Origin of the sequence: Plantactinospora sp. GCM10030261 (genome assembly GCF_042666615.1) — a bacterium.
In the GTDB taxonomy this organism is placed as follows: domain Bacteria; phylum Actinomycetota; class Actinomycetes; order Mycobacteriales; family Micromonosporaceae; genus KBS50.
In genome coordinates this window covers 24,520-48,573 of record NZ_JBHTDD010000016.1, presented here as the reverse complement: position 1 = coordinate 48,573, position 24,054 = coordinate 24,520, and the positions used below count along the sequence as shown (strand labels likewise).

Sequence of the window (24,054 nt, the reverse complement as noted above, 5' to 3'; positions counted from 1 at the left end):
CCCCACCCGGCGGGTCCGGACCAAACTCAGTGCTCGGCGGTGTGCCAATCTCTGCCGGAGCCGACCGACACCTCCAGCGGCACGGTGAGCGGGTAGGCGCCGCCCATCTCCCGCCGGACCAGGTCGACCATCGCGTCGTGCTCACCCGCCGCCACCTCGAACACCAGCTCGTCGTGCACCTGGAGCAGCATTCGGGAGCCGAGGCCGGACTCGCGCAGCGCGCGGTCGACCTCCAGCATCGCCTTCTTGATGATATCGGCGGCCGAGCCCTGGATCGGGGCGTTGAGCGCCATCCGCTCGGCCATCTCCCGGCGCTGCCGGTTGTCGCTCACCAGGTCGGGCAGGTAGCGGCGGCGGCCGAGGATGGTTTCGGTGTAGCCGTCCTGCCGGGCCTTGGCAACGACCGTCTGCAGGTAGTCGCGCACCCCGCCAAACCGGCTGAAGTACTCCTCCATGAGGCCGCGGGCCTCCTCGGCGGAGATGCCGAGCTGCTGGGACAACCCGAAGGCACTCAGCCCGTACGCCAGCCCGTAGTTCATCGCCTTGATCTTGCGCCGCTGGTCGGCGGTCACCTCGGTCACCGGCACCGCGAACACCGACGAGGCGGTGGCGGCGTGAAAGTCCTCGCCCGAGTTGAACGCGTCGATAAGCGCGGCGTCCGCCGACAGGTGCGCCATGATCCGCATCTCGATCTGGCTGTAGTCGGCGGTAAGCAGGCAGTCGTACCCCTGACCGACCACGAAGGCCCGGCGGATCCGCCGGCCCTCCTCGGTCCGGATGGGGATGTTCTGGAGGTTGGGGTCGGTGGAGGAGAGCCGGCCGGTGGCCGCCACCGTCTGGTTGAAGGTGGTGTGGATACGGCCGTCGTCCGAGACCGACTTGAGCAGCCCGTCCACCGTCGACTTCAGCCGGGACACGTCGCGGTGCCGCAACAGGTGGGCCAGCAACGGATGCTCGGTCTGCACGAACAGCCACTGCAGGGCGTCGGCGTCGGTGGTGTAGCCGGTCTTGATTCGCTTGGTCTTGGGCAGCCCCAGCTCGGTGAAGAGGATCTCCTGGAGCTGCTTGGGCGACCCCAGGTTGAACTCCCGGCCCACCACCGCGTACGCGGCCTGGGCGGCCTCCTTGACCCCGCCGGCGAACTGCGCCTCCAGGTCGGACAGGTAGTCCGTGTCGGCGGCGATTCCCACCCGTTCCATTCCGGCCAGCACCGTGACCAGCGGCAGCTCGACCTCGGCCAGCAGCCGGGTGGACAACTCGCCGTCGCGGGACAGCTCCCCCTCGATGGCTTCGGCCAGGTCGAGGGTGGCCCGGGCGCGGAGCATGAGGTTCTGTTCGACCTCGCCGTCATCGCCGAACCCGGCCAGGGTGAGCTGACCGTCGTCGGGGGCGTCCACCCGCAGCTCCCGGTGCAGGTAGCGCAGCGCCAGGTCGGTCAGGTCATAGGAGCGCTGGTCCGGCCGGGCCAGGTAGGCCGCCAGCGCGGTGTCCCGCACCACCCCGGCGAGAGTCCAGCCGTGGGCGGCGAAGGCGAGCAGGGCGGGCTTGCTGTCGTGCAGCACCTTGGGTCGCTCGGGGTCGGCGAGCCAGGCGCCCAGCGCCGCGTCGTCGCCCGGCTCCAGCGTGGCCGGGTCGAACCAGGCCGCGGCGCCCTCCGCGGTGGCGAGCGCCATCCCGGTGAGGGTGCCGCTCCCCCGGCCGAAGCTGCCGCTCACCGCCACCCCGCAGCGGGTACCGACGGGCAGGTGCGCCTCCAGCCACCCGGCGACCGCGCCCGCGCCGAGCCGCTCGCCGGTCAGGTCGAAGCCCGCCTCGGCCTCCGGCTCGACGGCCTCCAGGTACTGGTAGAGCCGGTCCCGCAGAATGCGGAACTCCAGGGTGTCGAATACCTGGTGCACCGCCTCGCGGTCCCAGCCGGCCCATTGGACGTCGGCCGGGCCCAGCGGCAGTTCCAGGTCCGCGACCAGGCAGTTGATGTCGTAGTTGCGGATCACGTCGGCGAGCCGCTCGCGCAGGCTGTCGCCGGCCTTGCCCTTGATCTCGTCGGCCCGGGCGATGACGCCCTCCACCCCGCCGTACGCGTTGATCCACTTGGCCGCTGTCTTCGGCCCCACGCCGGGGATGCCAGGCAGGTTGTCACTGGTCTCGCCGACCAACGCGGCGAGGTCGCGGTAGCGCTCGGGACCGACGCCGTACTTCTCGGTCACCGCCGCCGGATCCATTCGGGCCAGGTCGGAGACGCCCTTGCGCGGGTAGAGCACGGTGACCTGATCACCCACGAGCTGGAACGCGTCCCGGTCCCCGGTGCAGATCAGCACCGACATGCCCGCGTCGCGTCCCTGGCAGGCCAGCGTGGCGATCACGTCGTCCGCCTCGTAGCCCTCCTTCTCCACCACCGGCACGCGCAGCGCGGCGAGGACCTCCTTGATCAGGCTGACCTGGCCCTTGAAGTCGGTAGGCGTCTCGCTGCGGCCAGCCTTGTATTCCGCGTACTTCTCGGTGCGGAACGACCGGCGGGAGACGTCGAACGCCACCACGATGTGGGTGGGCTGCTCGTCGCGGAGCACATTTATCAACATCGAGGTGAAGCCGTAGACCGCATTGGTGGGCTGCCCGGTGGTGGTGCTGAAATTCTCCACGGGCAGGGCGAAGAACGCCCGGTAGGCCAGCGAGTGGCCATCCAACAGCAGCAGGCGCGGCGGGGTCGTTGCGGTCACGGCAGCGACTCTAGTCCGCCCCTGTGACAACCCGGTACGAAGGAAGGACCCTTGGTGCCGGCTATGTTCTCAGCCGGCTGGCCCGGGACTCCAGGTAACGTTGCTCGGCGATGCTGGCGGTGCGCTTCGCGGCGCGTCGGTAGTCCGCGTACGCCCCGGCCCTGTCGCCGATCTTTTCGAGTAGATGCGCCCGCACGGACAGCAACCGATGATGCCCGGCCATCCGCTCGTCGCCGTCCAAGGTGGCGAGCAGGGCGAGCCCGGCCAGCGGACCCGTGGCCTCGGCGAGCGCGATCGCCCGGTTGAGGGTGACCACCGGGTTCGGCGCGATCCGTTCCAGGATCAGATAGAGGGCGTGCACCTGCGACCAGTTGGTCTCCTCCGCGGTGACGGCGCTGGCGTGCGTGGCGGTAATGGCCGCCTGGAGCTGATAGGGCCCCAACTCCGGCCCGGCCAGCGCCATCTTGACCAGGTCAATGCCCTCGTCGATCAGTTCGCGATCCCACCGGCTACGGTCCTGCTCGGTCAGCGGCACCAGGTCACCGCTCGCCGTCATCCGGGCAGATCGGCGGGCGTGTGTCAGCAACATCAGGGCGAGTAGCCCGGTCACCTCACCGTCCTCGGGCAGCTGCGCGTGCACCATCCTGACCAGCCGGATCGCCTCGTGTGCGAGGTCGGCACGGTAGAGCCGGCGACCCGAGGACGCGGTGTAACCCTCGTTGAAGATCAGGTAGAGCACGTGCAGCACGACCCGGAGCCGCTCGTCGCGCTCGGGGCCTTCCGGGAGGCTAAACGAGCTGCCGGCGGCCTTGACGCGCTGCTTGGCCCGGCTGATCCTGGCCGCCATCGTCGCCTCCGGCACCAGGAACGCTCGGGCGATCTCGGCGGTGGTCAGGCCACCGACCGCGCGCAGCGTCAGGGCGGTCTGGGAGGCCGGGGTCAGCGTCGGATGGCAGCACAGGAACAGCAGGACCAGCGAATCGTCGGTATCCGGCACCTCGTCGGGCACCACCTCGGCGGCCGTCACCGCCTCCCGCTCACGGCGGGCGTGGTCACGGCGCATCTCGTCGATGAACCGCCGGGACGCGACGGTCACCAACCAGCCGCGCGGGTTACTCGGCACGCCCTCGGCCGGCCACCGCACAGCCGCGGCGAGGACCGCCTCCTGTACGGCGTCCTCGCACCCTTCGAACTGGCCGTGGCGACGTATCAACACGCCGAGAACCTGCGGCGTGAGTTCCCGCAGCAGGTTCTCGGCCAGTGCTGTCATGCCTCCAGCCGCCCGCTGGCGAACATCACCTGCCGCACCTCGATCCCCAGACCCTCGATCGCGGCGTCCGGAACCTGTGCCGCCAGCTCGATCGCCCGCTCCTTGTTCTCGCAGTCGATCAGGTAGAACCCGCCCACGAACTCCTTTGCCTCCAGGAAAGGCCCATCCGACACCACCGGCTGACCATTGCGCACCGAAACCACAGCGGCCTGCGACGGGTCGACAAGCGCCTGCGTGGTAATGAACTCCCCGGATGCCTTGAGCGTCTCGATGAACCTGCCGTGCCCCTCGCCCAACGCCGCCGTCTCCGACTCGGTCAGCGCGTCAAGAACGGCCGGGTTGATGTACATGCTGATCAGGAACTGCATCGGTACTCCTCGTCCACGAGCCCCAGGTGGGCCTTCGGTGGGTAGTCGGAGCCGGAGCCGGAGTCTTGACACCCCGGCCTGATTTTCCGCACCAGACCGCACCGCACCACCCGACCTGGGACAGCCACCTTCCCGCTGCGGCAGCACGACAGATCTGCTGCCCGAGCCGATGTCAAGAAGCTCTCGACGGCTCCGACCAGACAACGACCCGTCGAGAGAACAGGAAGTATCGGATATGCGAGTCAACCGTGCCTGGCTGGGGCTGGCCGTCCTCATGTTGCCGACGCTACTCGTCGCGATGGACATGACGGCGTTGCTCCTCGCGCTCCCACAACTGAGCGCTGACCTGGGCGCCACCAATGTCCAGCAGCTATGGATCAGTGACAGCTACGGCTTCGTGATGGCTGGCCTGGTCATCACGATGGGCACGCTCGGCGATCGGATCGGCCGTCGACGGCTGCTGATGATCGGTGGGGCGGCCTTCGCCGTACTGTCGATCGTGGCCGCCTTCGCGGTCAGTCCGCTGATGGTCATCGTCGCTCGCGGACTGCTCGGCCTCGCCGGTGCGACCCTGATGCCGTCCACCCTTGCCCTGATAACCAACATGTTCCGCGACGATCGGCAGCGCGGGCAGGCCATCGCCGTCTGGGCGACCTGCCAGTTCACCGGCGGCGCGCTGGGACCCGTACTCGCCGGACTCCTGCTCCAACACTTCTGGTGGGGATCGGTGTTCCTGGTGGCGGTGCCGGCGATGGTGGTCCTGCTGCTCGCCGGGCCGTTCCTGCTGCCGGAGTTCCGCAGTGACCAGGCCGGTCGGCTGGACCCGACAAGTGTCGGCCTGTCGCTGGCAGCGGTGGTCCTGACGGTCTACGGCATCAAGCAGTTGACCATCGAGAGCGAGACCACCATGCCCACGGTCGCCCTCGTCGTCGGCGCGGCCATCGGTGTGCTGTTCGTACGCCGGCAGTTGCGCCTGGACCTGCCCCTGCTGGACCTGCGGCTGCTGCGCAGCCGGCCGTTCACCGCCGTCCTCGTCGGTCTGGTCTTCGCCGGGATCGCCATGGCCGGCACGGGTCTACTGGTGACCCAGTACCTGCAGGGGGTCCTCGGCTTCTCGCCGATCGCCTCGGCGGTGCTGTTCGCCCCCATGGGCGTGGGTGTGGCGGTCGGCACCATGGCCGCCCCCACATTGGCCCGGCGCATGCAGCAGACGACGGTGATCGCCGGGGGTCTGGTCATCTCGGCGGTGGGCAGCCTGCTGCTGGTCACCGTCGGTACCAGCCGGGCGAGCGGCCTGCCGTTGGTGATGGCCGGCATCGCCGTGCTGGCCCTGGGCACCGGGCCGCTGTTCGCGCTCGGCACCAGCCTTGTCGTCGGATCGGTACCACCCGAGCGCGCCGGTTCGGCCGCGTCGATGTCCGAGACCGGCAACTACTTCGGTGGTTCGCTCGGCTTGGCGCTGATCGGCGTGGTGGCGGCGGTGGTCTACCGCAGCCGGATGGACGGCACGTCCGACTCACTGGCCGACGTGATCGCCGCCGGCCAGCATCGTTCCGAGGGTCAGCACCCGGTGGTCCTGCACGACGCGCGCGAGGCGTTCACCGCCAGCCTGCACGTCACCGGGGCGGTCGCGGCGGTCATCTTCGTCGGCCTGACCGTACTGGTTCTGACCATGCGCCCGGAACGCCGGGTCGAACCGGCCGGGCGTGTCCGGCAGGAGGCGAGCTGAGGGGCGATGTTCGACCAATCCGGAGGTTCGCGCCCCTCACCCGGCGTCAGAGCACCTTGTCCAGGAAGGCCCTGGTGCGCTCGTGGCGCGGGTTGGCGATCATCTCCCGGGGCTCGCCGGACTCGACCACCACCCCGTCGTCCATGAAGACCAGCGAGTCACCAACCTCGCGGGCGAAGCCGATCTCGTGCGTCACCACGATCATCGTCATGCCGTCCCGGGCCAGGTCCTTCATCACGTCCAGCACCTCGCCCACCAGCTCCGGGTCGAGTGCGCTGGTCGGCTCGTCGAAGAGCATCAGCTTGGGCTGCATGGCGAGCGCCCGGGCGATCGCCACCCGCTGCTGCTGCCCCCCGGACAGCTGCCCCGGGTAGCTGCCCAGCTTGTCGCCGAGGCCGACCCGGTCGAGCAGCGCGGCGGCCCGCTCGCGGACGGTCGCGCGCCGTTCCCGCAGCACCCGGACCGGCGCCTCCACCACGTTGTCCAGCGCGGTCATGTGCGGGAAGAGGTTGAACCGCTGGAACACCATGCCGATCGCCCGGCGTTGCGCGGCCACCTCCTTCTCCCGCATCTCGTGCAGCTTGCCGCCGTACTCCCGGTAGCCGATCAGGTCGCCGTCCACCCGGATCCAGCCGGCGTTGATCTTCTCAAGGTGATTGACGCAGCGTAGGAACGTCGACTTTCCGGAGCCGGACGGGCCGAGCACGCAGCACACCTCGCCGGCCTTGACGGTCAGGTCGATGCCCTTGAGGACCTCGACCGAGCCGAACGCCTTGTGCACGTTCTCGGCCTGCACCATCGGAACGTCCCCCAGGGAAGCCGGGGAACCCGGGGAACCGGGCTGAGCGGGAACGGTCACGGCTCGACACCTCCTGCGCCGCCGGCCTCGACGCTCAGGCCGCGCAGCTTCGCCTTGGCCTGCTCACTCCGTCCGCGTCCCTTGCTGAAGTGCCGCTCCAGGTAGTACTGCCCGACCAGCAGGATGCTGGTCAGGAAGAGGTACCACAGGCAGGCCGCCACGAGCATCGGGAACACCTGGAAGGTACGGTTCCCGACCGCTTTGAGCTGGAAGAACAGCTCCCAGGACACAGGTACGAAGGCGACCAGAGCGGTGTCCTTGAGCATCGCGATCGTCTCGTTTCCGGTGGGCGGGATGATCACTCGCATGGCCTGGGGCAGCACCACCCGGCGCAGGATCTGGCCACGTCGCATGCCGAGCGCCTGGGCCGCCTCGGTCTGCCCCTCGTCCACCGATTGGATGCCGGCCCGGACGATCTCCGCCATGTACGCGGCCTCGGACAGGCCCAGCGCCAACATGCCGGCGACAAACCCGGTCAGGATCTCGACCGAGCTGAAGCCGAACAGTCGCGCCTCGAAGTTCTCGACGCCGAACAGCGCGCCGATCTGCCGGTCGAACGGCAGGCCGAACTCGATCCGGGCCCAGAGGATGCCCAGGTTGCCGAACAGGATCGCCAGCACCAGCCGGGGTACGGCCCGGAAGAACCAGGTGTACACCCAGGAGACGCCGCGCAGGATCGGGTTCTCCGACAGTCGCATGATCGCGATGAACACACCGAGTACCACGCCGATGACCATCGACAGGACGGTCAGCAGGATGGTGCCGCGCAGCCCGTTGACGATGGGCGGCCGGAACATCTCGTCGACCATGAACGCCCAGTTGAACGCCTTGTTCGTGACCAGCATGTTGACGAACATGGCGACCAGCACGCCGATCACGGCGATGGCGACCCACCGGCCGGGATGCCGGACGGGCACGGCCTGGATCGGCTCCGGCCGTGCCCGTTCGGAATAGGTTGTCGGACCGGACACGGTCACGGGTTGACGGCGGGTTCGTCGATGCCGCCGGCCTCGACGCCCCACTTCTTCAACGATGCCTCGTACGAGCCATCGTCGATGATGGCCACGACGGCGTCCCGGAGCACCTCGGCCAGTTCGGTCTGGTCCTTCTTGACGACGTAGCCGTACGGCGCCGACTCGTAGATGTCGCCGAGCAGTTCCAGCTGTCCGTTTGTCTGCTTCACCGCGTACGCGCCAACCGGGGAGTCGGCGAGCATGGCATCGTTCTTGCCGCTGACCACGGCGGCGGTCGCGTCGCTCTGCGCCTGGTACTGGTCGATCGTGATGGCCGGCTTGCCGGCGTCGGTGCACTTCTTCGACCGCGCGGTGATGTCGTCGAACTGCACGGTGCCGGTCTGCACGGCGATCTTCTTACCGCACGCGTCGTCAATGTTGATCTTGTTGGGATTACCCGCCTTGGTGGCCCACTGGGTACCGGCGGAGAAGTAGCTCACCATGGTGACGCTCTGCTTGCGCTCGTCGTTGATGGTGAACGAGGAGACGCCGACCTCGTACTTGCCGGAGTCGACGCCGGGCAGGATCGCGTCGAACGGCGCCGACTCGAACTGGGCCTTCAGGCCGAGCTTGGCGGCGACGGCGTTGAACAGGTCGACGTCGAAGCCGATCACGGTCTGGCCGTCGGAGTCGAGGAACTCGGCCGGCGCGTACGTCGAGTCGGTGCCGACCTTGAGCACACCGTCCGACTTGACGGCGTCCGGCACCCTTCCGGCCAGCGCCGGGTCGGCCGCGGCCGAGGCGGCGGCCGACGGACTGCCAGCGGGAGGAGCGGAGTCCTCCTTCTCACCGCAGGCGGCGAGCGGCAGGGTCAGCAGGGCGGCGCCGGCTACACCGATGACGGCCCGACGCCACGAACTGTTCTTGCTCATGAGGGGTGCTCCTTCGAGAGCGGTACGAGGAGGGGGTCATGCCACGCCGAGATATGCCTCTTGCACCGCGGCGTCGTGCAGCAGTTCCTCGCCGGTGCCAGCCTTGACGATCCGGCCGGTTTCCAGGACGTACGCCCGGTGAGCCCGGGAGAGTGCCTGCTGTGCGTTCTGCTCGACCAGCAGGATCGTGGTGCCCTGCTCGTTGATCTCCGTGATGATCTGGAAGATCTGCTGGATCAGCATCGGAGCCAGTCCCATCGAGGGCTCGTCGAGCAGCATCAGCTTCGGCCGGCTCATAAGCGCCCGGCCGACCGCCAGCATCTGCTGCTCGCCCCCGGACAACGTGCCGCCGGACTGCCTGCGACGTTCCTCCAGCCGGGGGAACAGCTCGAACACCCGCCGCAGGTCGGCGGCGATGCCCGCCTTGTCCCGGCGGGTGTAGGCGCCCATCTCCAGGTTCTCCAGCACCGTCATGCCGGGGAAGATTCCCCGGCCCTCGGGTGACTGACTGACCCCGCGGACGACCCGCAGGTCGGCGCGCAGCTTGGTGATGTCCTGGCCGTCGAACCGGATCCGGCCGGCGGAGACCGGACGGATGCCGGAGATGGCTCGCATGGTGGTCGTCTTACCGGCGCCGTTGCCACCGATCAGCGCGACCACCTCGCCCTCGGCGACGCTCAGCGAGATGCCGTGCAGTGCCTGGATCCGCCCGTACAGCAGGCTTATGTCTTCCAACTCAAGCAGCATCGTCCGGTACCCCCAGGTACGCCGCGATCACCCGGGGGTCGTTCCGCACCTCGGCGGGCACCCCATCGGCGATCTTCTTGCCGAACTCCAGCACCACGATCCGGTCCGTGACACCCATGACGAGCCGCATGTCGTGCTCGATGAGCAACACCGTCACCCCGGTGTCGCGGATCCGCCGGATCAGGCCGAGCAGATCCTCCTTCTCCGCCGGGTTGAAGCCGGCGGCCGGCTCGTCGAGGCAGATCAGGGTCGGCCGGGTGGCCAGCGCCCGAGCGATCTCCAGCCGGCGCTGCTCGCCGTACGGGAGGTTGCGGGCCAGGTCGTCGGCGCGTCGCCGGATGCCCACGAACTCCAACAGTTCGTAGCCGAGGTCCCGGCCGTCGCGTTCCTCCCGCCAGTGCCGGGGCAGCCGGAACAACGCGGAGGGCACGCTCGTCTTGTGGTTGGCGTCCGCGCCCACCTGGACGTTCTCCAGGGCCGTCATCTCCGGGAAGAGCCGGACGTTCTGGAAGGTCCGCGCGATGCCGGCCCTGGTGATGGCGAATTTCTTGCGGCCCACCAGGGACTCCCCCTGGAACCGGATGTCGCCGGAGGTGGGCCGGAAGACCCCGGTGATGGCGTTGAAGCAGGTGGTCTTGCCCGCGCCGTTCGGGCCGATGAGCCCGAGGATCTCGCCCTCCCGGATGTCGAACGACACCCCGTCGAGGGCGACCACGCCGCCGAACCGCAGACCCAGGTTGTCGACCTGGAGCAACGGCGGCCGGTCCGCCACCGCGGTGGTCGTCCCGGGCGTCGCGCTCGTCCCGACGGTGCCGCCGGCGCCCGGATCGGCGGCGGTGGATCCGTCACCGGCCCGCTGTGCCGGGGTGGCGTGGCCGGTGGTCTCCGGCCCGGTGGCCGGCGTACCCGTGTCACTCACCGACAACCACCTCCTTCTCGCGATCCTTGAGTTCCTGCGCCCGTCTGCGGCTCGGGATGAGGCCCTGCGGTCGGAAGATCATCACGAGGACCAGGATCAGTCCGAAGAACAGGAAGCGGTATTCGAACGCGTCCTGCCCGGCGATGGTGAGGCCGCGCAGCCGCTCCGGCAGGTACGCGATGAGCGCGCCGCCGAGGATCGCCCCGGCGATGTTGCCCGAGCCGCCCATGACCACCCCCGCCAGCACCAGGATGGAGAAGAACAGGTCGAAGTTCCGTGAGTTGATGAAGCCCTGCTGCCCGGCGAACATCACGCCGGACAGCGATCCGATGGCGGCACCGATGGCGAACGCCCAGAGCTTGAACCGGAACGTCGGCACGCCCATCGCCTCGGCCGCCTCCTCGTCCTCCCGGACGGCGACCCAGGCCCGGCCGACCCGGCTGCGGTCCAGGTTCCGCACGCCGAAGATGACGACGATGATGACGGTCAGTCCGAGCCAGTAGTACGGTCGAGCGTCGATCACGCCGAACAGCGGCAGACCGCCGGCCTTCTCGCCGGGCGGGTGCGGGATGCTGCCGAAGCCGCGCTGACCACGCAGCGTGGGCCACGCGGTGGCGGCGACCCGGATGATCTCGGCGAAGCCGAGGGTGACGATCGCCAGGTAGTCGCCGCGCAGCCGGAGCGTCGGCCAGCCGAGCAGCACCCCGGAGATCATCACGACCACCACGGCGATCGGCACCGTGGCCAGCCAGCTCCAGTTCGTCCCCAGGTCGCTGTCGGGCGAGGCCAGCAGTGCGGTGGTGTACGCGCCGAGCGCGAAGAAACCCACGTAGCCCAGGTCGAGCAGGCCGGCCTTGCCGACCACCACGTTGAGGCCGAGCGCGAGCAGCACGTAGTAGGAGACGGTGAACAGGGTGGTGGCCCAGTCCGTCTCGGTGGTCACGATGAACGGGATGGCGATGTCCGGCAGCGCGTAGAAGAAGACCGCGATCAGGACCAGGGCCACCCAGCGGGCCGGCCGGGGCAGCGTGTGCCACCTGTCGACCACGGATCCGGTACCGGTTCGCATTCGTTCGAGGAAGGTGGTCACGCGCGGGCCCTCCCCAGCGACTCGCCGAGCAGGCCGGTGGGCCGGAACAGCAGGACCAGGATGAGAATCACGAACGCGACGACCGGCGTCCAGTTCGTCCCGAACAGGCCGGAGCCCCAGCCTTCCAGCACGCCGAGCAGCAGACCGCCGAGCAGCGCCCCGCGCAGGTTGCCGATGCCGCCGAGGACCGCCGCCGCGAAGGCCTTGATGCCCAGGTCGAACCCGGCGAAGAAGTGCGTACCGGTGATCTTCAGGTTGTACATCAGCGCCGCGGCGCCGGCCATGATCCCACCGAGCAGGAAGACAAGCGCGATGACCCGGTCCTTGTTGACCCCCATCAGGGCCGCGGTGTTCGGGTCCTGGGCGATGGCCCGGACACCCCGGCCGAGCCGGGTGCGGTTGATGAACACGTCGAGGACGATCATCAGCCCGATCGCCAGCAGGACGAGGAACACCTGGAGGTTGGTGATCGTGGTGCCGGCGATGGTGAACAGTTCCTTCTGCCGGATCAGCGGTGGCGCTCCCCACGGCTTCCTCCGGGTCGCGATGCCGACCGCCTCGGAGATCACCACCGAGGCACCGATCGCGGTGATCAGGAAGGTGAGCACCGGCGCGTTCCGCTTGCGCAGCGGGCGGTAGGCCACCCGCTCCAACAGCACGGCCGTCACACCTGACGTGAGGCAGGCGGCCAGCAGCGCCACCAGCAGGTAGAACAGCATGGCGCCGAACGCCGGAACCGGCGAGTTCTGGTCCAGACCCAGCATGTTCAGGGCGACGATCGACCCGAACGTGCCGACCATGAAGACCTCAGAGTGGGCGAAGTTGAGCAGGCGAAGCACGCCGTACACCAGGGTGTAGCCCAGGGCGAACAGCGCGTAGATCGCGCCCTGGGCCAGGCCCTGGACGCTCAGGTCTCCGAAGTTGGAGAACAACTGGTCGAAATTCACAACGGTCTCCGAACGAGATCGGACAGCGGACGCGGCCGGGAGGATGCCCCCGGCCGCGCCACCGTCGGTTGGCGGACCGCCCTCAGGTGACGATCCGGCCCCACATCACTGCGTCTTGATCTCCTGGTCGGACGCGATCTCGCCGTTGGCGACCTTGTACGCCCAGATCTTCAGGTACTGCGGGTCCAACTCACCGACGTCGGTGAACTTGTAGGTGTTCGCCACGCCCTCGTAGGTCACCCCGTTGATGAACTCGAGCATCTTGTCCTTGCTGGTGTTGCCCTCGTCGAGGCCCTTGAGGAAGATGCCCGCGATGTCGTACGCGATGTCGCTGTAGGTGCCGGAGTCCTGGCCCCACTTCTTCTTGTAGTTCTCGGCGAAGTTGCCCTTGGCCTCGGTGGTGGGGGCGCACGGGCAGGTCAGGATGGTGCCCTCGGCGTTCTCGTTGCCCGCGGCCTCGACGTACCCCGGGTCCTTCACACCGTCCGCGGCGACCATGGTGGCGGTGACCCCGGCGGCGCGCATCTGCTTCACCAGGATGCTGGCCTCCTGGTAGTAGCCGCCGTAGAAGACCGCGTCGGCCCCGGAGGACTTGATCTTGGTGATCACCGGGTTGAAGTCCTTGGTGACGTTCCGCTCGACCTTGTCCTCGCCGACCTTGAGCGGGCCGAGCGAGTCGACGACGTTCTTCGACAGGCCGGCGCCGTACGCGCTCTGGTCGTCGATGACGTAGACCTTCTGCGCCTTGAGCGTGTCCTTGATGTACGCCGCGGCGGCCGGACCCTGCGAGGCGTCGTTGCCCAGGCCCCGGTGGAACATCTTCCAGCCCTTGGTGCTCAAGTCGGTCCGGGTGGCCGACGGGGAGATCATCGGCAGCTGGGCCTCCTCCCACACCGGGGCGGCGGCCTCGGTCTCGCCGGAGAAGGCGGGGCCGATCACACCAATGATCTTGGTGTCCTTGACGATCTCACGGGCCAGACCGACCGCCTGCTTCTCGTCGCCCTGGGAGTCCTTCTCCAGCAGCTCGACCTTGCAGTCGGCGTTCTTCTCGTTGTACTCCTCGACCGCGAGCTTGGCGCCGTTCTTGATGTTGATGCCCAGGTTGGCGGCGTCACCCGTCAGCGCACCGAAGAACGCGAGCTTCAGGCCGCACTTGTCACCCGACGCGGAGCCGCCCTCATCACCGCCTCCGCAGCCTGCGGCTCCGACCACCAGAGCACTGGCGAGCGCGAGCCCGCCGACCACACGTACGAGCTTCTGCCTCAAGGCACGAACCCCTTCTATTCCGGCGTCCAGACGTCCCGGCGTATCCGCCCGCGGGCGTGAGGAACCTAACCACAAAGCCGATCTGCGCCGGGACGTTATCCCACCGGGGAGCGGCCGGGTAGCCCTCTGCATCAGGGGTTGACTAAACCGTTACACGGGGTCATGAGATCGGCCCTGTCGCTGTAAGACATCACGGCAGGGACGGGCCGTTTCCACCCATCGACGACTCGATAACGGACCACCACCGGTCCGATCCTCACGGATCGTGGTCGGGCACCGGGGACCACCAGAGATCCGCGCGCGCGCCGTCGTCGATCGCCGCGACCAGGGCGTCACCGGCGCCGGCCAGCACCACCCGCCGATCGCCACCGCCGGCGGGCAACGGGCCCGCCGGTCCGGCCACCGGACGCCAGTTCGCACCGTCCCCATCAGAGATCCACAACGCGTGGCCGCCACCGTCCGAGGTGGCCGCCACGAGCCGGCCCGCCACGACGGCCAGCCCGCGTACCGTCGGCACGCCGCCCCCGGCCGTCACCGGAAACCCGGCCGACGGCACCCAATCCGCGCCGGGCGGGCCGCCCCGCCAGACGCCGAACCCGTCGTCCCGGGGTCCGACCGCGACCGGACGGCCGCGCACCAGCGCCACCCGCTCCAGCTGGCCGCTGTCACCGCCGACCGGTACCGGTGCCGGTCGCCACCCGCGCCCGTCGACCGAGGTCCAGGCCGCCGGCACCGGGTCGATGTCCCCCCGCCGGTGGCCGACGCCGACAGCCAACCAACCGGCCGCCGTGGCGACCACGTCGAACGCCCGGCTCCGCCCGCCGACCGGTGCGTCCGCGCCACCGGAGACGGTCGCGCCCCCGGAAACCTCCGCGCCGTCGGGCGGCAGCACCTTCTCCGGCAGTACCGCGCCGTCGAACGCGGTGGCGTCCGCCGACCACCAGGTCGTGGCCCCGGCGGTACGGCTTCCGGCGATCACCCAGCCACCCGGACCGCCCGCGATCCGGGTCAGGTCGGCCTCCCCCGGCGCGTCCCCGCCCCGTACCGGCGTGGTCACCTCAACCAACCGGTCACCCGCCGTGGCGCCGCCCGCCGGTCCGCCGGCCGGGTCGCCGCCCACCGGGCGGAAGCCGACGATCCGCGGGTTGCCGTGCGACCCGCCGGTCTTCGCCGCCACCGCCGCCGGTCGGCCGGCACGGCAGCCCACCGCGTAGAGCACGCTCTGCCGGCCGTAGAAGCTGACCACGTCGATCGGCACCGGGTGCCACGACCGCCCGTCCGGGCTGTCCCACGCCGCCGGGCTGGTGCCGCCGGCCGCGTCCACCAGCCCACCCACCAGGAACCACCGCCCGGCACAGCTCACCAGGTCGCGCAGGACCGCCCGTGACGCGCCGGCCGGGATCGGCAGCGCCGCCGGCCGCCAGGCCAGCCGTACCGGTCCATCGTGGACCACGGACCGGACCTGGCAGCCGGTCGTCACGAGCGCACCCACCAACACCGCCGCCACCCACCGCCGAGGCCGCCGTCGCATGCCGGCAGCCTATCGACGCCCGGGCCCGTCGCCCGGGGGAAGGCGACGAGCGGATCAGCGGGCGTCGAGGACAGCGCGCAGGAACTCCTGACTACGCTCGTTCTGCGGATCCGTGAAGATCTGATCCGGCGGACCCTGCTCGATCACCTGGCCCTCGTCGAACACCATCACCCGATGCGAGACGTCCCGGGCGAAGTTCATCTCGTGCGTGACGATGAGCATCGTGATGTCGGTGCTGTCGGCGATCTCCCGCAGTACGTCCAACACGCCGGCCACCAACTCCGGGTCCAGCGCCGAGGTCACCTCGTCCAGCAGCAGCACCTTCGGCTCCATGGCCAGTGCCCGGGCGATCGCCACCCGCTGCTGCTGGCCACCGGACAACTGACCCGGCCGGGCGTCCGCCTTCTCGCTCAGCCCTACCCGGTCCAGCAGGTCACGGGCCCGGTGCTCGGCCTCGTCCTTGGACACGCCCAGCACCCGGACCGGCGGTTCCGTCACGTTGCGCAGCACGCTCATGTTCGGGAACAGGTTGAACTGCTGGAACACCATGCCGATGGACCGGCGGGCCCGCCGCAGGTGCTTCTCGTCGGCGGGCCGCAGTCCGTCCCCGTGACGCATGTGCCACAGCGGCTCCCCGTCCACCCAGATGTGGCCACCGTCCGGCTTCTCCAGCGTCATGAGCAGCCGCAGGATGGTGGTCTTCCCCGAGCCGCTCGGCCCGATCAGGGTGACCCGCTCGCCCGGCGCCACCTCGAAGTCGAGCTCCCGGAGCACCACGTTGTCGCCGAACTTCTTCACCACCTTGTCGAACCGGACGATCGGTTCGGTCGACGGTAGTGGCTCGGTGGTCTCGATGACAGGTTCAGCTACCAAGGCGAATCTCCAATCGTCGCAGCGCGATGGCCGTGGGATAGCTCGCGGCCAGGAAGATCAGACCGACGAGGGTGATCGGCTCGACGTACCGGAAGCTGTAACCGCCGATGGACTGGGCCTGCTGCACCATCTCCGGCACCGTGATCAACGCCAGGAACGGCGTCTCCTTGAACATGGAGATCACGTTGTTGCCCAGCGCCGGCAGCACCCGCCGGATCGCCTGCGGCAGCACCACGTGCTGCCAGGTATAGCGTGGCGGCAACGACAGTGCGGTGCTGGCCTCCCACTGCCCCTTCGGGACGCCCTCGATGCCCGCCCGGTAGATCTCGGCGTAGTAGCAGGCGTAGTGCACGCCCAGACCGATCACGCCGGTGGTCAGCGCGGGCAACGTGATGCCGGCCAGCGGCAGCACGTAGAAGAGGAAGAACAGCTGCACCAGCAGCGGCGTGCTGCGGACAAACTCGACGAACGCGCCGACGAGTTGGGCGAGCACGGGCACCCGGAGCCGCCGGATGACCGCGAACACCAGACCCAGCGTGGCGCCGAGCAGGGTACCCAGCACCGTCGCCACCAGCGTGTACCGGACGAACGCGGACAGCAGGTCCGGCAGGATGTCGAACGCGTAGTCCCAGTCCCAGGTCATCCGGGGACACCCGCCTTCGCCGGACGGAACCGCGCCCAGAGGCCACGCCGCGCCGGCTCGACCTGGCCGATCGCCGCCTTCGCCCGTCGCTCCAGGACCCGCACGCCGAGGGTGAACAGGTAGGCCAGCCCCAGGTAGACAAGCAACGCCAACCCGAAGATGTAGGCCTCATATCCCTCGGCGGCCCGGAACTGCTGGGTCACCGCGGTCACGTCGACCACCGTGACCGTGTAGACCAACGGCGTCGACTTGAGCAACTGGATCAGCAGGTTGCCGAACGGTGGGATCATGCCGACCACGGCCTGCGGCAGGATGACCAGCCGCATCCGCTGGTACGCCGACATGTTCACGGCCACGGTCGCCTCCACCTGGGCACGGGGCACCGCGTTTATCGCCCCACGGACCACCTCCGCGCCGTACGCGCCGAAGTTGAGGGAGAACGCCACCACGCCGACGGCCAGCGGTTGCAGGGTCCAGCCGAAGGCCGGTAGCACGAAGAACAGCCACCACAGCTGGACCAGCACCGAGGTGCCGCGGAAGAACTCGATGAAGACCCGCGCCACGAAGCGCGGAAGCCGGCCCTTGGCCTGCGCCAGCAGACCGAAGACGAATGAGACGACCAGTGCCCCGGCGGCGCCCAGCACCGTGACCAACACGGTGATCCAGACGCCGCCGAGGAGGTCGTCGACCCAGGGGGTGAAATCGGCGACGAAGTCCACGACTGTCCCGGGTCAGCCCTGGCAGAGCTTCTCGGTGGTCAGGTCGGCCGGTGGGATCGTCTCCGGGCCGAAGCCGAACGGCTGGATCAGCTCCAGCAGCTTGCCCGACTCCTTCAGCTTGGCCAGTTCCCCGTTGAACGCCTCGCGCATGGCGTTGTTCTCCTTGCGGAACACCGCCGCGCCAGCGCCGAGCTGCTCCTTGCCGTCGATCACCGGCGTGAACGGCTCGGTAAGCGTCAGGCCGGAGTCCTGCTCCTGCTCCAGCATGTTGCGCAGCGAGATGGAGGTCAGGGCGAAGGCCTGGACGCGATTCGCCTTCAGCGCCGACAGCGCGTCCCGCTGGCTGGCCACCTCGACCAGCTTGGTGACGCCCTGCTTCTTGGCGTGGATGCCCTCCACGGCGCCCGGCATCACGCCCAGCGTGATCCCGGAACTGGCTACCGACTTGTAGTCGGTGATCTGCTGCGGGTTGCCGTTCGGCACCAGGAACGCCTGCGGGGCCACGTACACCGGCTCGGAGAACTGCGCCTGGGCACACCGCTCGGGCAGGATGAACATGCCGGCCGCGACCACGTCGAACCGCTTCGCGTTCAGACCCGGGATCAGCTGGCCGAACTCGACCTGCACGCCGCGCAGTTCGTCGATGCCGAGCGCCTTCCAGATCTCCCGATGCACGGCCGGCGCCTGACCGGTGAGTTCACCACCGTCCTGGTACGCGTAGGGCGCCTCGCCGGCGAATCCGACCGTGAGATATCCGCGCTCCTTCGCCTGCTCCAACAGGTTGCCGGCACCGCCGGCGTCGCCGCCGGTACCGCTCGGCTCGGTGCGCGAGCAGCCCAGCAGAGCGGTGGAGGTCGCCGCCACACCGGCCGCGGCAGCGAGTCGAAAAAGATCTCGTCGAGATGTTCCTCGGTTGAGTGCCACAGCTATTCCCTTTCCAGGTATTTCGCCGGGGGTCCGGGTGCCCGACGATAGTCACAAGACCGGTAAAAACTAAAAAATGCTCGCCTATTGTGATCGGACCTTTATCACTCTCCGCACTCGCAGGCGCGCGGCCGAAGACCACCGGTCGAGGCTGGGTCAAGTTGCTCTTGACCAGCGTTAATAGGTGAACAGCGATGGGATTTCAGTCGATTACTGGACGCCCACCCCAACCGGATCGCTACACAGCGAAACCACGACGACGCTCAACGCCGGCAACGCCTCGCACCACGTGCACAGGGCGGCCACGCGTCATCGCGGCGTCTCCCGGACGCCGGCCAGCCACCGCACGGCGGAACCCCGCCGGGGGGAACGGTGGGAACCCCACCGTTGGCGCGGCAGGAACCCCGCCGCGCGGACTTGACCTTACCGGCTTGAGCAGGGCCGCCGACCAGCCCCCCGGCGGCGGCATGACCGGACGGGGGTACGACGGTCGTACGAACGGCCGTCGCAGAACGCGGACGGCCCCGTCCACTTGAGCCGTACAGAGCGGGATGACGCGGGCTTCAACCCACCGTGGGGGCGCCGTCGGCGGTGCTGGCGGAGCCGGCCGCGAGGTCCTCGGCCAGGATCCGGTCCGCCACGTCCCGCATGGTCATCCGGTGGTCCATCGCCGTCCGCTGGATCCACTTGAACGCCTGCGGCTCGGTCATGCCGTACGCCGTCATCAACGCGCCCTTGGCCCGCTCGACCGTCTTGCGGACCTCCAGCCGGTCGGTCAGGCTGGCCACCTCGGCCTCCAGCGCCGCGACCTCGGCGTACCGGGACAACGCGATCTCGATCGCCGGCACCAGGTCGCTCTTCTGGAACGGCTTCACCAGGTACGCCATCGCGCCCGCGGCCCGGGCCCGCTCCACCAGGTCGCGCTGGCTGAACGCGGTAAGAATGATCACGGGAGCGATCTGGGCGGCGGCGATCCGCTCGGCGGCGGCCAGGCCGTCCATGATCGGCATCTTGATGTCGAGAATCACCAGGTCCGGCTTGATATCCTCGGCCAGCCGGACGGCGGTCTCCCCATCGCCAGCCTCACCCACGACGTCGTAGCCCTCTTCGACGAGCATCTCAGCCAGATCCAGCCGGATCAGCGCCTCGTCCTCGGCGATGAGCACCCGTCGGCGCTCCGCTCCCGCCTGCGTCTCGGCCACGAGCCCGTACCCCCACACAATCGCCACCACCGCGAACCCGAACCGGGTGTCGCCGACCTTAGCCTAGTAGGTAGTCTTGACCCGGCCGGACCGCCGTTCCGGCACGAATGTCCCCGTACTCCAACGGTAGAGAGACGGAGCTCAAACCTCCGACAGTGTGGGTTCGAATCCCACCGGGGGCACCACCAGCGGCGATGCGCATCCGCTCGGCGTGTCGAGGGTGACGAATCGTCGTACCCAGGCTCGGGCGTCGAGCCAGGGCCCGGTTTCTCGCCGGTCACACGGTGGCACAGGTCGCCAATGAGTTCGGGCTGCCATACACAACTGTCCGGCACTGGTGCCACGATCGCCCGGAGGCGGCTGCCCGGCACCGCGTCAGCCGATGCTTCCGGTGCCATCCCTCGCCGGCCGGGCCGATCGATTCAGCCAAGTATGCGTACCTGCTCGGTCTCTACCTCGGCGACGGCCATCTCGTCACGTCGGCTCGGGTTCCCGTGTTACGGATCTACTGCGCGAGTTCCTGGCCCGGCATTACCGAGAGTGCGATCTTGCCATGCGGGCGGTGCTGGCAACGGCCGTGCAGCGAGTCACGAAGGTCGGCTGAGTGGCGGTGCAGAGCTACAGCAAGCACTGGCCGTGTTTGCTGCCCCAGGAGTCGCTGGACGCGCTCGGCATCGCCTGGCGGATGAACCGACCCACCTCGCTGTCGGTGGCCCGCCGGGAGGCGGTCGCCGCCCTAAACCGGTACGTCGGCCCCAAGACCTGACCCGGGTCTGGACGATTCTTGTCGTACGGCCGTTCGATGATTGCTTGGTGCACTCCCCCGAAGTCAGGGACCGGGCGCGCCGGCTGTACCTGTCCGGCCGGACCGTCTCCGCCACCGCCAGGTCGGTCGGGCTTCCCTACCGCACGGTGTGGGACTGGTGCCACGGGCGCGTCGCCCCCGCTGTCCGTGGCACGGCCGCGCGTTGCTTCCGGTGTCATCCGGGCACCGCACCGCCGCCTGACGCGGCAACCTACGCCTACCTGCTCGGGCTCTATCTGGGTGACGGCCATCTGGTCACCCGGGTCCGGGTGCCGGTGCTACGGATATCCTGCGCGGAGCGGTGGCCGGGTCTCATTGACGCATGCGAGTCCGCGATGCGCGCGGTGCTGGCGGGGTCGGTCCAGCGGGTCCCGCAGGTGGGCTGCGTGTCGGTGCAGAGTTACGGCAAGCACTGGCCATGTCTGCTGCCCCAGCACGGCCCCGGCAAGAAGCACGAGCGGGCCATCGCGCTGACCGACTGGCAGCAACCCATCGTCGATCGCCATGCGGGCGACTTCCTGCGCGGGTTGTTCCACTCCGACGGCGCCCGGTTCGCAAACACCGTGACGGTTCGAGGTAAGAGTTACGTCTATCCGCGGTACATGTTCGTGAACCTGTCGACGGACATCATGCGGCTGTGCCAGGAGTCCCTGGACGCGCTCGGCATCGCCTGGCGGATGAACCGACCCACCTCGCTCTCGGTGGCCCGCCGGGGGGCGGTGGCCGCCCTGGACCGGTACGTCGGTCCGAAGACCTGATCCGGGACGGCCCGCGCCATGTCGCCCGCCGTGGCGCCGCGCCGCCGTCAGGCCGCCGTCAGGCCGGCCGTCGCGCCGGCCCGCCGCCGAAGGTGGTCGCCGCCACGAGCGCCGCGATCAGGTACAACGCCGCGCCGGCGAGGTACGCGGCGGCGTACCCGGAGGTGAGCGCCTCGGGGGCGGCGGTGCTGCCGGTCCGGGCGGCGGCGAGCGCGGCAAGGGCCGCCAGGCCGACCGCGCCGCCGATCTGCTGGCTGGTGTTGAGCAGCCCAGAGGCGATTCCGGCGTCGCCTGACGGGACGCCGTGGATACCGACGACGGTCGCGGTGACGAAGGTGAGCCCGAGACCCACGCCAGCGACGAGTTGCGCCGGCAGCAGGACTGTCATCGGGTGGCTGCCCGGGGCGAGCAGACTGAACCATCCCATGCCGACGGAGGCGAGCACCAACCCCCCGACGGTCACCGCCCGAGGTGAGGTGGCAGCGAGCAGCCGCGGCCCGATGACACCGGCGGCGAGGCCGATGCCGAGCGCGAACGGCAGGTACGTCAGTCCGGCCCGCATCGCGCCGTAGCCCTCGACGACCTGCATGTAGAGGGTGAGGAAATAGAAGGTGGCAAACATACCGGCACCGGTGAGGACGAAGACCAGGTTGGCACCGGCGCGACCGGCGTCGCGCAGCACCCGGGCGGGCAGCATGGGCGCGCGGGTTCGCCGTTGGATGGCCAGGAAGCCGAGCAGGACGGCGGCGGCGAGGGCGAGCAGCAGCAGGGTCACCGGATCGGCCCAGCCGGAGGTGCTGGTCCGGGTGATGGCGTAGACGAGCGTGCCGAGACCGAGCGTGGCGGTGATCGCACCGGGCAGGTCGACGGACCCCCGGTCCCGTTCGCCCTCGACGAGCACCGAGGTGCCGGCCAGCACGGCGAGGGCGATGGGCACGTTCACGAAGAGCACCCAGCGCCAGCTCAGGTACTCGGTGAGCGCACCGCCGAGGAGCAGTCCCACCACCGACCCCAACCCGCCCATGGCGCCGTACACGCCAAGGGCCCGGACCCGGCCGGGTCCGGCGGGAAACGTCGTCGTCAGCAGGGACAGCGCGGTCGGCGCGGCGATGGCGGCACCGACGCCCTGCAGCGCCCGCGCGGCGATCAGCACCGTCCCGTTCGGCGCGAGTCCGCCGAGCAGCGAGGCGACGGTGAAGACGACCAGGCCGAGCCGGAAGACCCGCCGCCGGCCGAACAGGTCGCCAGCGCGCCCCCCGACCAACAGCAGCCCGCCGAAGGCCAGGGCGTACGCGGTGATCACCCAGTTCAGGTCGGCGGGGGCGAGGTCGAGGGACCGCTGGATGCGCGGCAGGGCGACGTTGGTGATGGTGCCGTCCAGCACGAGCATGAGTTGTGCCGTGGCGATGACGGCCAGGGCGGCGCCCAGCCTGCGCTCGGGTGGGGCGGTGGTGGTGGCGGTGGTGGTGGTCGGGGTGGATGACGACATCCGGGGCTCCTCAGTGGCCGGTGGACGCGGTGGTGGACCAGGCGCGCAGGTCGGCGTAGGCCGGGCGCCACTGGGTTCGGTACGCCTCGCGGATCGGCGCGGGCATTCCGTCGAGGACCTTCTCGACGGTGGCGGGATCCACCTCGTCGAGCACCCAGGGCAGATAGCGGGGGAGGTCGTCGCCGATCCGGGCGCGGTGTTCGGCGCCGAAGTCAGCCCACTGCTGGTCGGTGAGGGTGGCGTCGATCAGGGCCAGCGCCTCGGTCTCCTCGTGCCGCAGGTGTCCGGTGAGTTCGGTGCGGAGGGCGTCGACGGCGGCGGCGAGGCGCTCGGGACCGGCTTCCGGGTCGGCCAGCGCCGCGTCGACGGCGGCGAGCAGCGGGTCGATCGCGGCGTGCTCGGCTTCCATGGCGTCGAGCAGGGCGAGATCGTCGGGTCGTCCGGCGAGCGCGCGGGTCATCGCGGGCCACACCGCGATGTCTTCGGCGGTGTGATGCACCCGCAGGTACGTGGTGAACAGCTGCCAGCCGAGCGCGGAGCGCAGGAGCTGCCGGGGATCGTCGTCGGCGCGGGCGGTGATCCGGGCGAGCCGGTCGAGGTCGCGCCGCAGGGCGTCGTGGAAGGTGTACATCATCGTCATGTCGAGCCGGTGGCCGGTCCCGCTCATGGGTCGAACTCCAATCGTTCGATGACCTAATGTTTATATCACTAACGTTAGTCCTACTAATGATTGAGTCAATCGCTAGTCGCGCCAATGACGTTGTTAGGCTGATCACATGGAGTCGCCGGACGCCGCGCCCCCGGCCCGGATGAGGGGCCTGCCGAGTTGGCTGATGTCGCAGTCCGCGGCGTACGGATACCGGCTACTCACCGAGGCGATGGCCACCGTCGACGCCCGCCCGTACCACTACCGGCTGCTGGCCACCCTCGCCGAGGTCGGGCCGCTCAGCCAGGCCCAGCTCGGCCGGCGCAGCGCCATCCACCTCAGCGACGTGGTGGCCGCGATCAACGAACTCGCCGACCGGAAGTTCGTGGTCCGGTCCCCCGACCCGGCCGACCGACGGCGCAACATCATTACCATCACCCCGGCCGGTCACCGGCAGCTCGACGAGCTGGAGAAGCAGGTGAGCCGGATCCAGGACGAGCTGCTTGCCCCCCTCGACCCGGCGGAGCGCGGACAGCTTGTCGCGCTGCTGGCGCGGATCCGGGAACACCATGCGGTCCGGACCCGGTCCCGGTCGGACGAGGACCTCAGCAGTCGCTTACCGCATGATGCCCCGGGTGGAACAAAACCCCACCCGCTGAGTTGATCC

The 24,054-nt window shown here is 69.4% G+C and carries 23 protein-coding genes and 1 tRNA gene; 5 read left to right on the top strand and 19 right to left on the bottom strand.

Features of this window, described 5'->3' with window-relative positions:
• Positions 1–26 precede the first annotated feature (26 nt).
• The 3 genes from polA to ACFQUZ_RS19555 all read right to left on the bottom strand — a co-directional run bounded on the left by polA (position 27) and on the right by ACFQUZ_RS19555 (position 4,355).
• Positions 27–2,717 carry a DNA polymerase I gene (gene polA, locus ACFQUZ_RS19565; RefSeq protein WP_377444141.1) on the bottom strand — a complete coding sequence of 897 codons (2,691 nt, stop codon included), beginning with the start codon at positions 2,715–2,717 and terminating at the stop codon, positions 27–29.
• A 61-nt stretch (positions 2,718–2,778) separates the two neighbouring features.
• On the bottom strand, positions 2,779–3,987 hold the full coding sequence (locus ACFQUZ_RS19560) for an RNA polymerase sigma factor (RefSeq protein WP_377444139.1): 1,209 nt from the start codon (positions 3,985–3,987) through the stop codon (positions 2,779–2,781).
• Positions 3,984–4,355 (bottom strand): YciI family protein, encoded by a 372-nt coding sequence (locus tag ACFQUZ_RS19555; RefSeq protein ID WP_377444137.1) that lies wholly within the window; start codon positions 4,353–4,355, stop codon positions 3,984–3,986. The genes ACFQUZ_RS19560 and ACFQUZ_RS19555 overlap by 4 nt, the downstream gene beginning before the upstream one ends.
• A gap of 235 nt (positions 4,356–4,590) precedes the next feature.
• Here ACFQUZ_RS19555 and ACFQUZ_RS19550 point away from each other — a divergent pair, with 235 nt between their 5' ends.
• Positions 4,591–6,084 carry an MFS transporter gene (locus tag ACFQUZ_RS19550; RefSeq protein WP_377444135.1) on the top strand — a complete coding sequence of 498 codons (1,494 nt, stop codon included), beginning with the start codon at positions 4,591–4,593 and terminating at the stop codon, positions 6,082–6,084.
• Positions 6,085–6,130: 46 nt separating this feature from the next.
• On the opposite strand, the gene ACFQUZ_RS19545 is transcribed toward ACFQUZ_RS19550, so the two are convergent.
• The 14 genes from ACFQUZ_RS19545 to ACFQUZ_RS19480 all read right to left on the bottom strand — a co-directional run bounded on the left by ACFQUZ_RS19545 (position 6,131) and on the right by ACFQUZ_RS19480 (position 19,689).
• Complete coding sequence (locus tag ACFQUZ_RS19545; RefSeq protein WP_377444351.1) at positions 6,131–6,883, bottom strand: amino acid ABC transporter ATP-binding protein; 753 nt, start codon at positions 6,881–6,883, stop codon at positions 6,131–6,133.
• Between the two features lie 56 nt (positions 6,884–6,939).
• Positions 6,940–7,914 (bottom strand): amino acid ABC transporter permease, encoded by a 975-nt coding sequence (locus tag ACFQUZ_RS19540; RefSeq protein WP_377444133.1) that lies wholly within the window; start codon positions 7,912–7,914, stop codon positions 6,940–6,942.
• Positions 7,915–7,916: 2 nt separating this feature from the next.
• Complete coding sequence (locus ACFQUZ_RS19535) at positions 7,917–8,828, bottom strand: ABC transporter substrate-binding protein (protein WP_377444131.1); 912 nt, start codon at positions 8,826–8,828, stop codon at positions 7,917–7,919.
• A 36-nt stretch (positions 8,829–8,864) separates the two neighbouring features.
• Positions 8,865–9,575: an ABC transporter ATP-binding protein gene (locus ACFQUZ_RS19530; protein WP_377444129.1), complete on the bottom strand. Its 711-nt coding sequence runs from the start codon at positions 9,573–9,575 to the stop codon at positions 8,865–8,867.
• Positions 9,565–10,347 (bottom strand): ABC transporter ATP-binding protein, encoded by a 783-nt coding sequence (locus ACFQUZ_RS19525; protein WP_377444348.1) that lies wholly within the window; start codon positions 10,345–10,347, stop codon positions 9,565–9,567. The genes ACFQUZ_RS19530 and ACFQUZ_RS19525 overlap by 11 nt, the downstream gene beginning before the upstream one ends.
• A gap of 139 nt (positions 10,348–10,486) precedes the next feature.
• Positions 10,487–11,563, bottom strand: a complete 1,077-nt coding sequence (locus ACFQUZ_RS19520; protein WP_377444345.1) for a branched-chain amino acid ABC transporter permease — start codon at positions 11,561–11,563, stop codon at positions 10,487–10,489.
• Positions 11,564–11,580: 17 nt separating this feature from the next.
• Positions 11,581–12,531: a branched-chain amino acid ABC transporter permease gene (locus tag ACFQUZ_RS19515; protein WP_377444127.1), complete on the bottom strand. Its 951-nt coding sequence runs from the start codon at positions 12,529–12,531 to the stop codon at positions 11,581–11,583.
• Positions 12,532–12,636: 105 nt separating this feature from the next.
• Positions 12,637–13,797, bottom strand: a complete 1,161-nt coding sequence (locus ACFQUZ_RS19510) for a branched-chain amino acid ABC transporter substrate-binding protein (RefSeq protein ID WP_377444125.1) — start codon at positions 13,795–13,797, stop codon at positions 12,637–12,639.
• Positions 13,798–14,053: 256 nt separating this feature from the next.
• Entirely contained in the window at positions 14,054–15,328 is a 1,275-nt protein-coding gene (locus tag ACFQUZ_RS19505) for a hypothetical protein (RefSeq protein ID WP_377444123.1), read from the bottom strand.
• A gap of 54 nt (positions 15,329–15,382) precedes the next feature.
• A complete protein-coding gene (ehuA, locus tag ACFQUZ_RS19500; RefSeq protein WP_377444121.1) occupies positions 15,383–16,201 on the bottom strand; it encodes an ectoine/hydroxyectoine ABC transporter ATP-binding protein EhuA in 819 nt (272 codons plus the stop codon).
• Entirely contained in the window at positions 16,191–16,844 is a 654-nt protein-coding gene (ehuD, locus tag ACFQUZ_RS19495; protein ID WP_377444119.1) for an ectoine/hydroxyectoine ABC transporter permease subunit EhuD, read from the bottom strand. Before ehuD ends, ehuA begins: the two co-directional genes overlap by 11 nt.
• Positions 16,841–17,563 (bottom strand): ectoine/hydroxyectoine ABC transporter permease subunit EhuC, encoded by a 723-nt coding sequence (ehuC, locus tag ACFQUZ_RS19490; protein WP_377444117.1) that lies wholly within the window; start codon positions 17,561–17,563, stop codon positions 16,841–16,843. The genes ehuD and ehuC overlap by 4 nt, the downstream gene beginning before the upstream one ends.
• 12 nt (positions 17,564–17,575) lie before the next feature.
• Complete coding sequence (gene ehuB, locus ACFQUZ_RS19485) at positions 17,576–18,427, bottom strand: ectoine/hydroxyectoine ABC transporter substrate-binding protein EhuB (RefSeq protein WP_377444116.1); 852 nt, start codon at positions 18,425–18,427, stop codon at positions 17,576–17,578.
• Positions 18,428–19,050: 623 nt separating this feature from the next.
• A complete protein-coding gene (locus ACFQUZ_RS19480) occupies positions 19,051–19,689 on the bottom strand; it encodes an ANTAR domain-containing response regulator (RefSeq protein WP_377444342.1) in 639 nt (212 codons plus the stop codon).
• 109 nt (positions 19,690–19,798) lie between these two features.
• On the opposite strand from ACFQUZ_RS19480, the gene ACFQUZ_RS19475 reads away from it, so the two are divergent.
• The 3 genes from ACFQUZ_RS19475 (at position 19,799) to ACFQUZ_RS19465 (ending at position 21,252) form a co-directional block, all read left to right on the top strand.
• Positions 19,799–19,874: transfer RNA gene (locus ACFQUZ_RS19475), tRNA-Leu, on the top strand.
• A 419-nt stretch (positions 19,875–20,293) separates the two neighbouring features.
• Entirely contained in the window at positions 20,294–20,455 is a 162-nt protein-coding gene (locus tag ACFQUZ_RS19470; RefSeq protein ID WP_377444114.1) for a hypothetical protein, read from the top strand.
• A gap of 47 nt (positions 20,456–20,502) precedes the next feature.
• On the top strand, positions 20,503–21,252 hold the full coding sequence (locus ACFQUZ_RS19465) for a transcriptional regulator (RefSeq protein WP_377444112.1): 750 nt from the start codon (positions 20,503–20,505) through the stop codon (positions 21,250–21,252).
• Positions 21,253–21,310: 58 nt separating this feature from the next.
• On the opposite strand, the gene ACFQUZ_RS19460 is transcribed toward ACFQUZ_RS19465, so the two are convergent.
• Both ACFQUZ_RS19460 and ACFQUZ_RS19455 read right to left on the bottom strand, forming a co-directional pair.
• Positions 21,311–22,741: an MFS transporter gene (locus ACFQUZ_RS19460; protein WP_377444110.1), complete on the bottom strand. Its 1,431-nt coding sequence runs from the start codon at positions 22,739–22,741 to the stop codon at positions 21,311–21,313.
• Positions 22,742–22,751: 10 nt separating this feature from the next.
• The gene (locus tag ACFQUZ_RS19455) at positions 22,752–23,408 is read right to left on the bottom strand and encodes a hemerythrin domain-containing protein (RefSeq protein WP_377444108.1); all 657 of its coding nucleotides are present in this window, start codon (positions 23,406–23,408) and stop codon (positions 22,752–22,754) included.
• A gap of 109 nt (positions 23,409–23,517) precedes the next feature.
• Between ACFQUZ_RS19455 and ACFQUZ_RS19450 the strand changes: the two genes are divergently transcribed.
• Positions 23,518–24,051, top strand: coding sequence for a MarR family winged helix-turn-helix transcriptional regulator (locus tag ACFQUZ_RS19450; protein WP_377444106.1), 534 nt, complete (start codon positions 23,518–23,520; stop codon positions 24,049–24,051).
• Positions 24,052–24,054 lie beyond the last annotated feature (3 nt).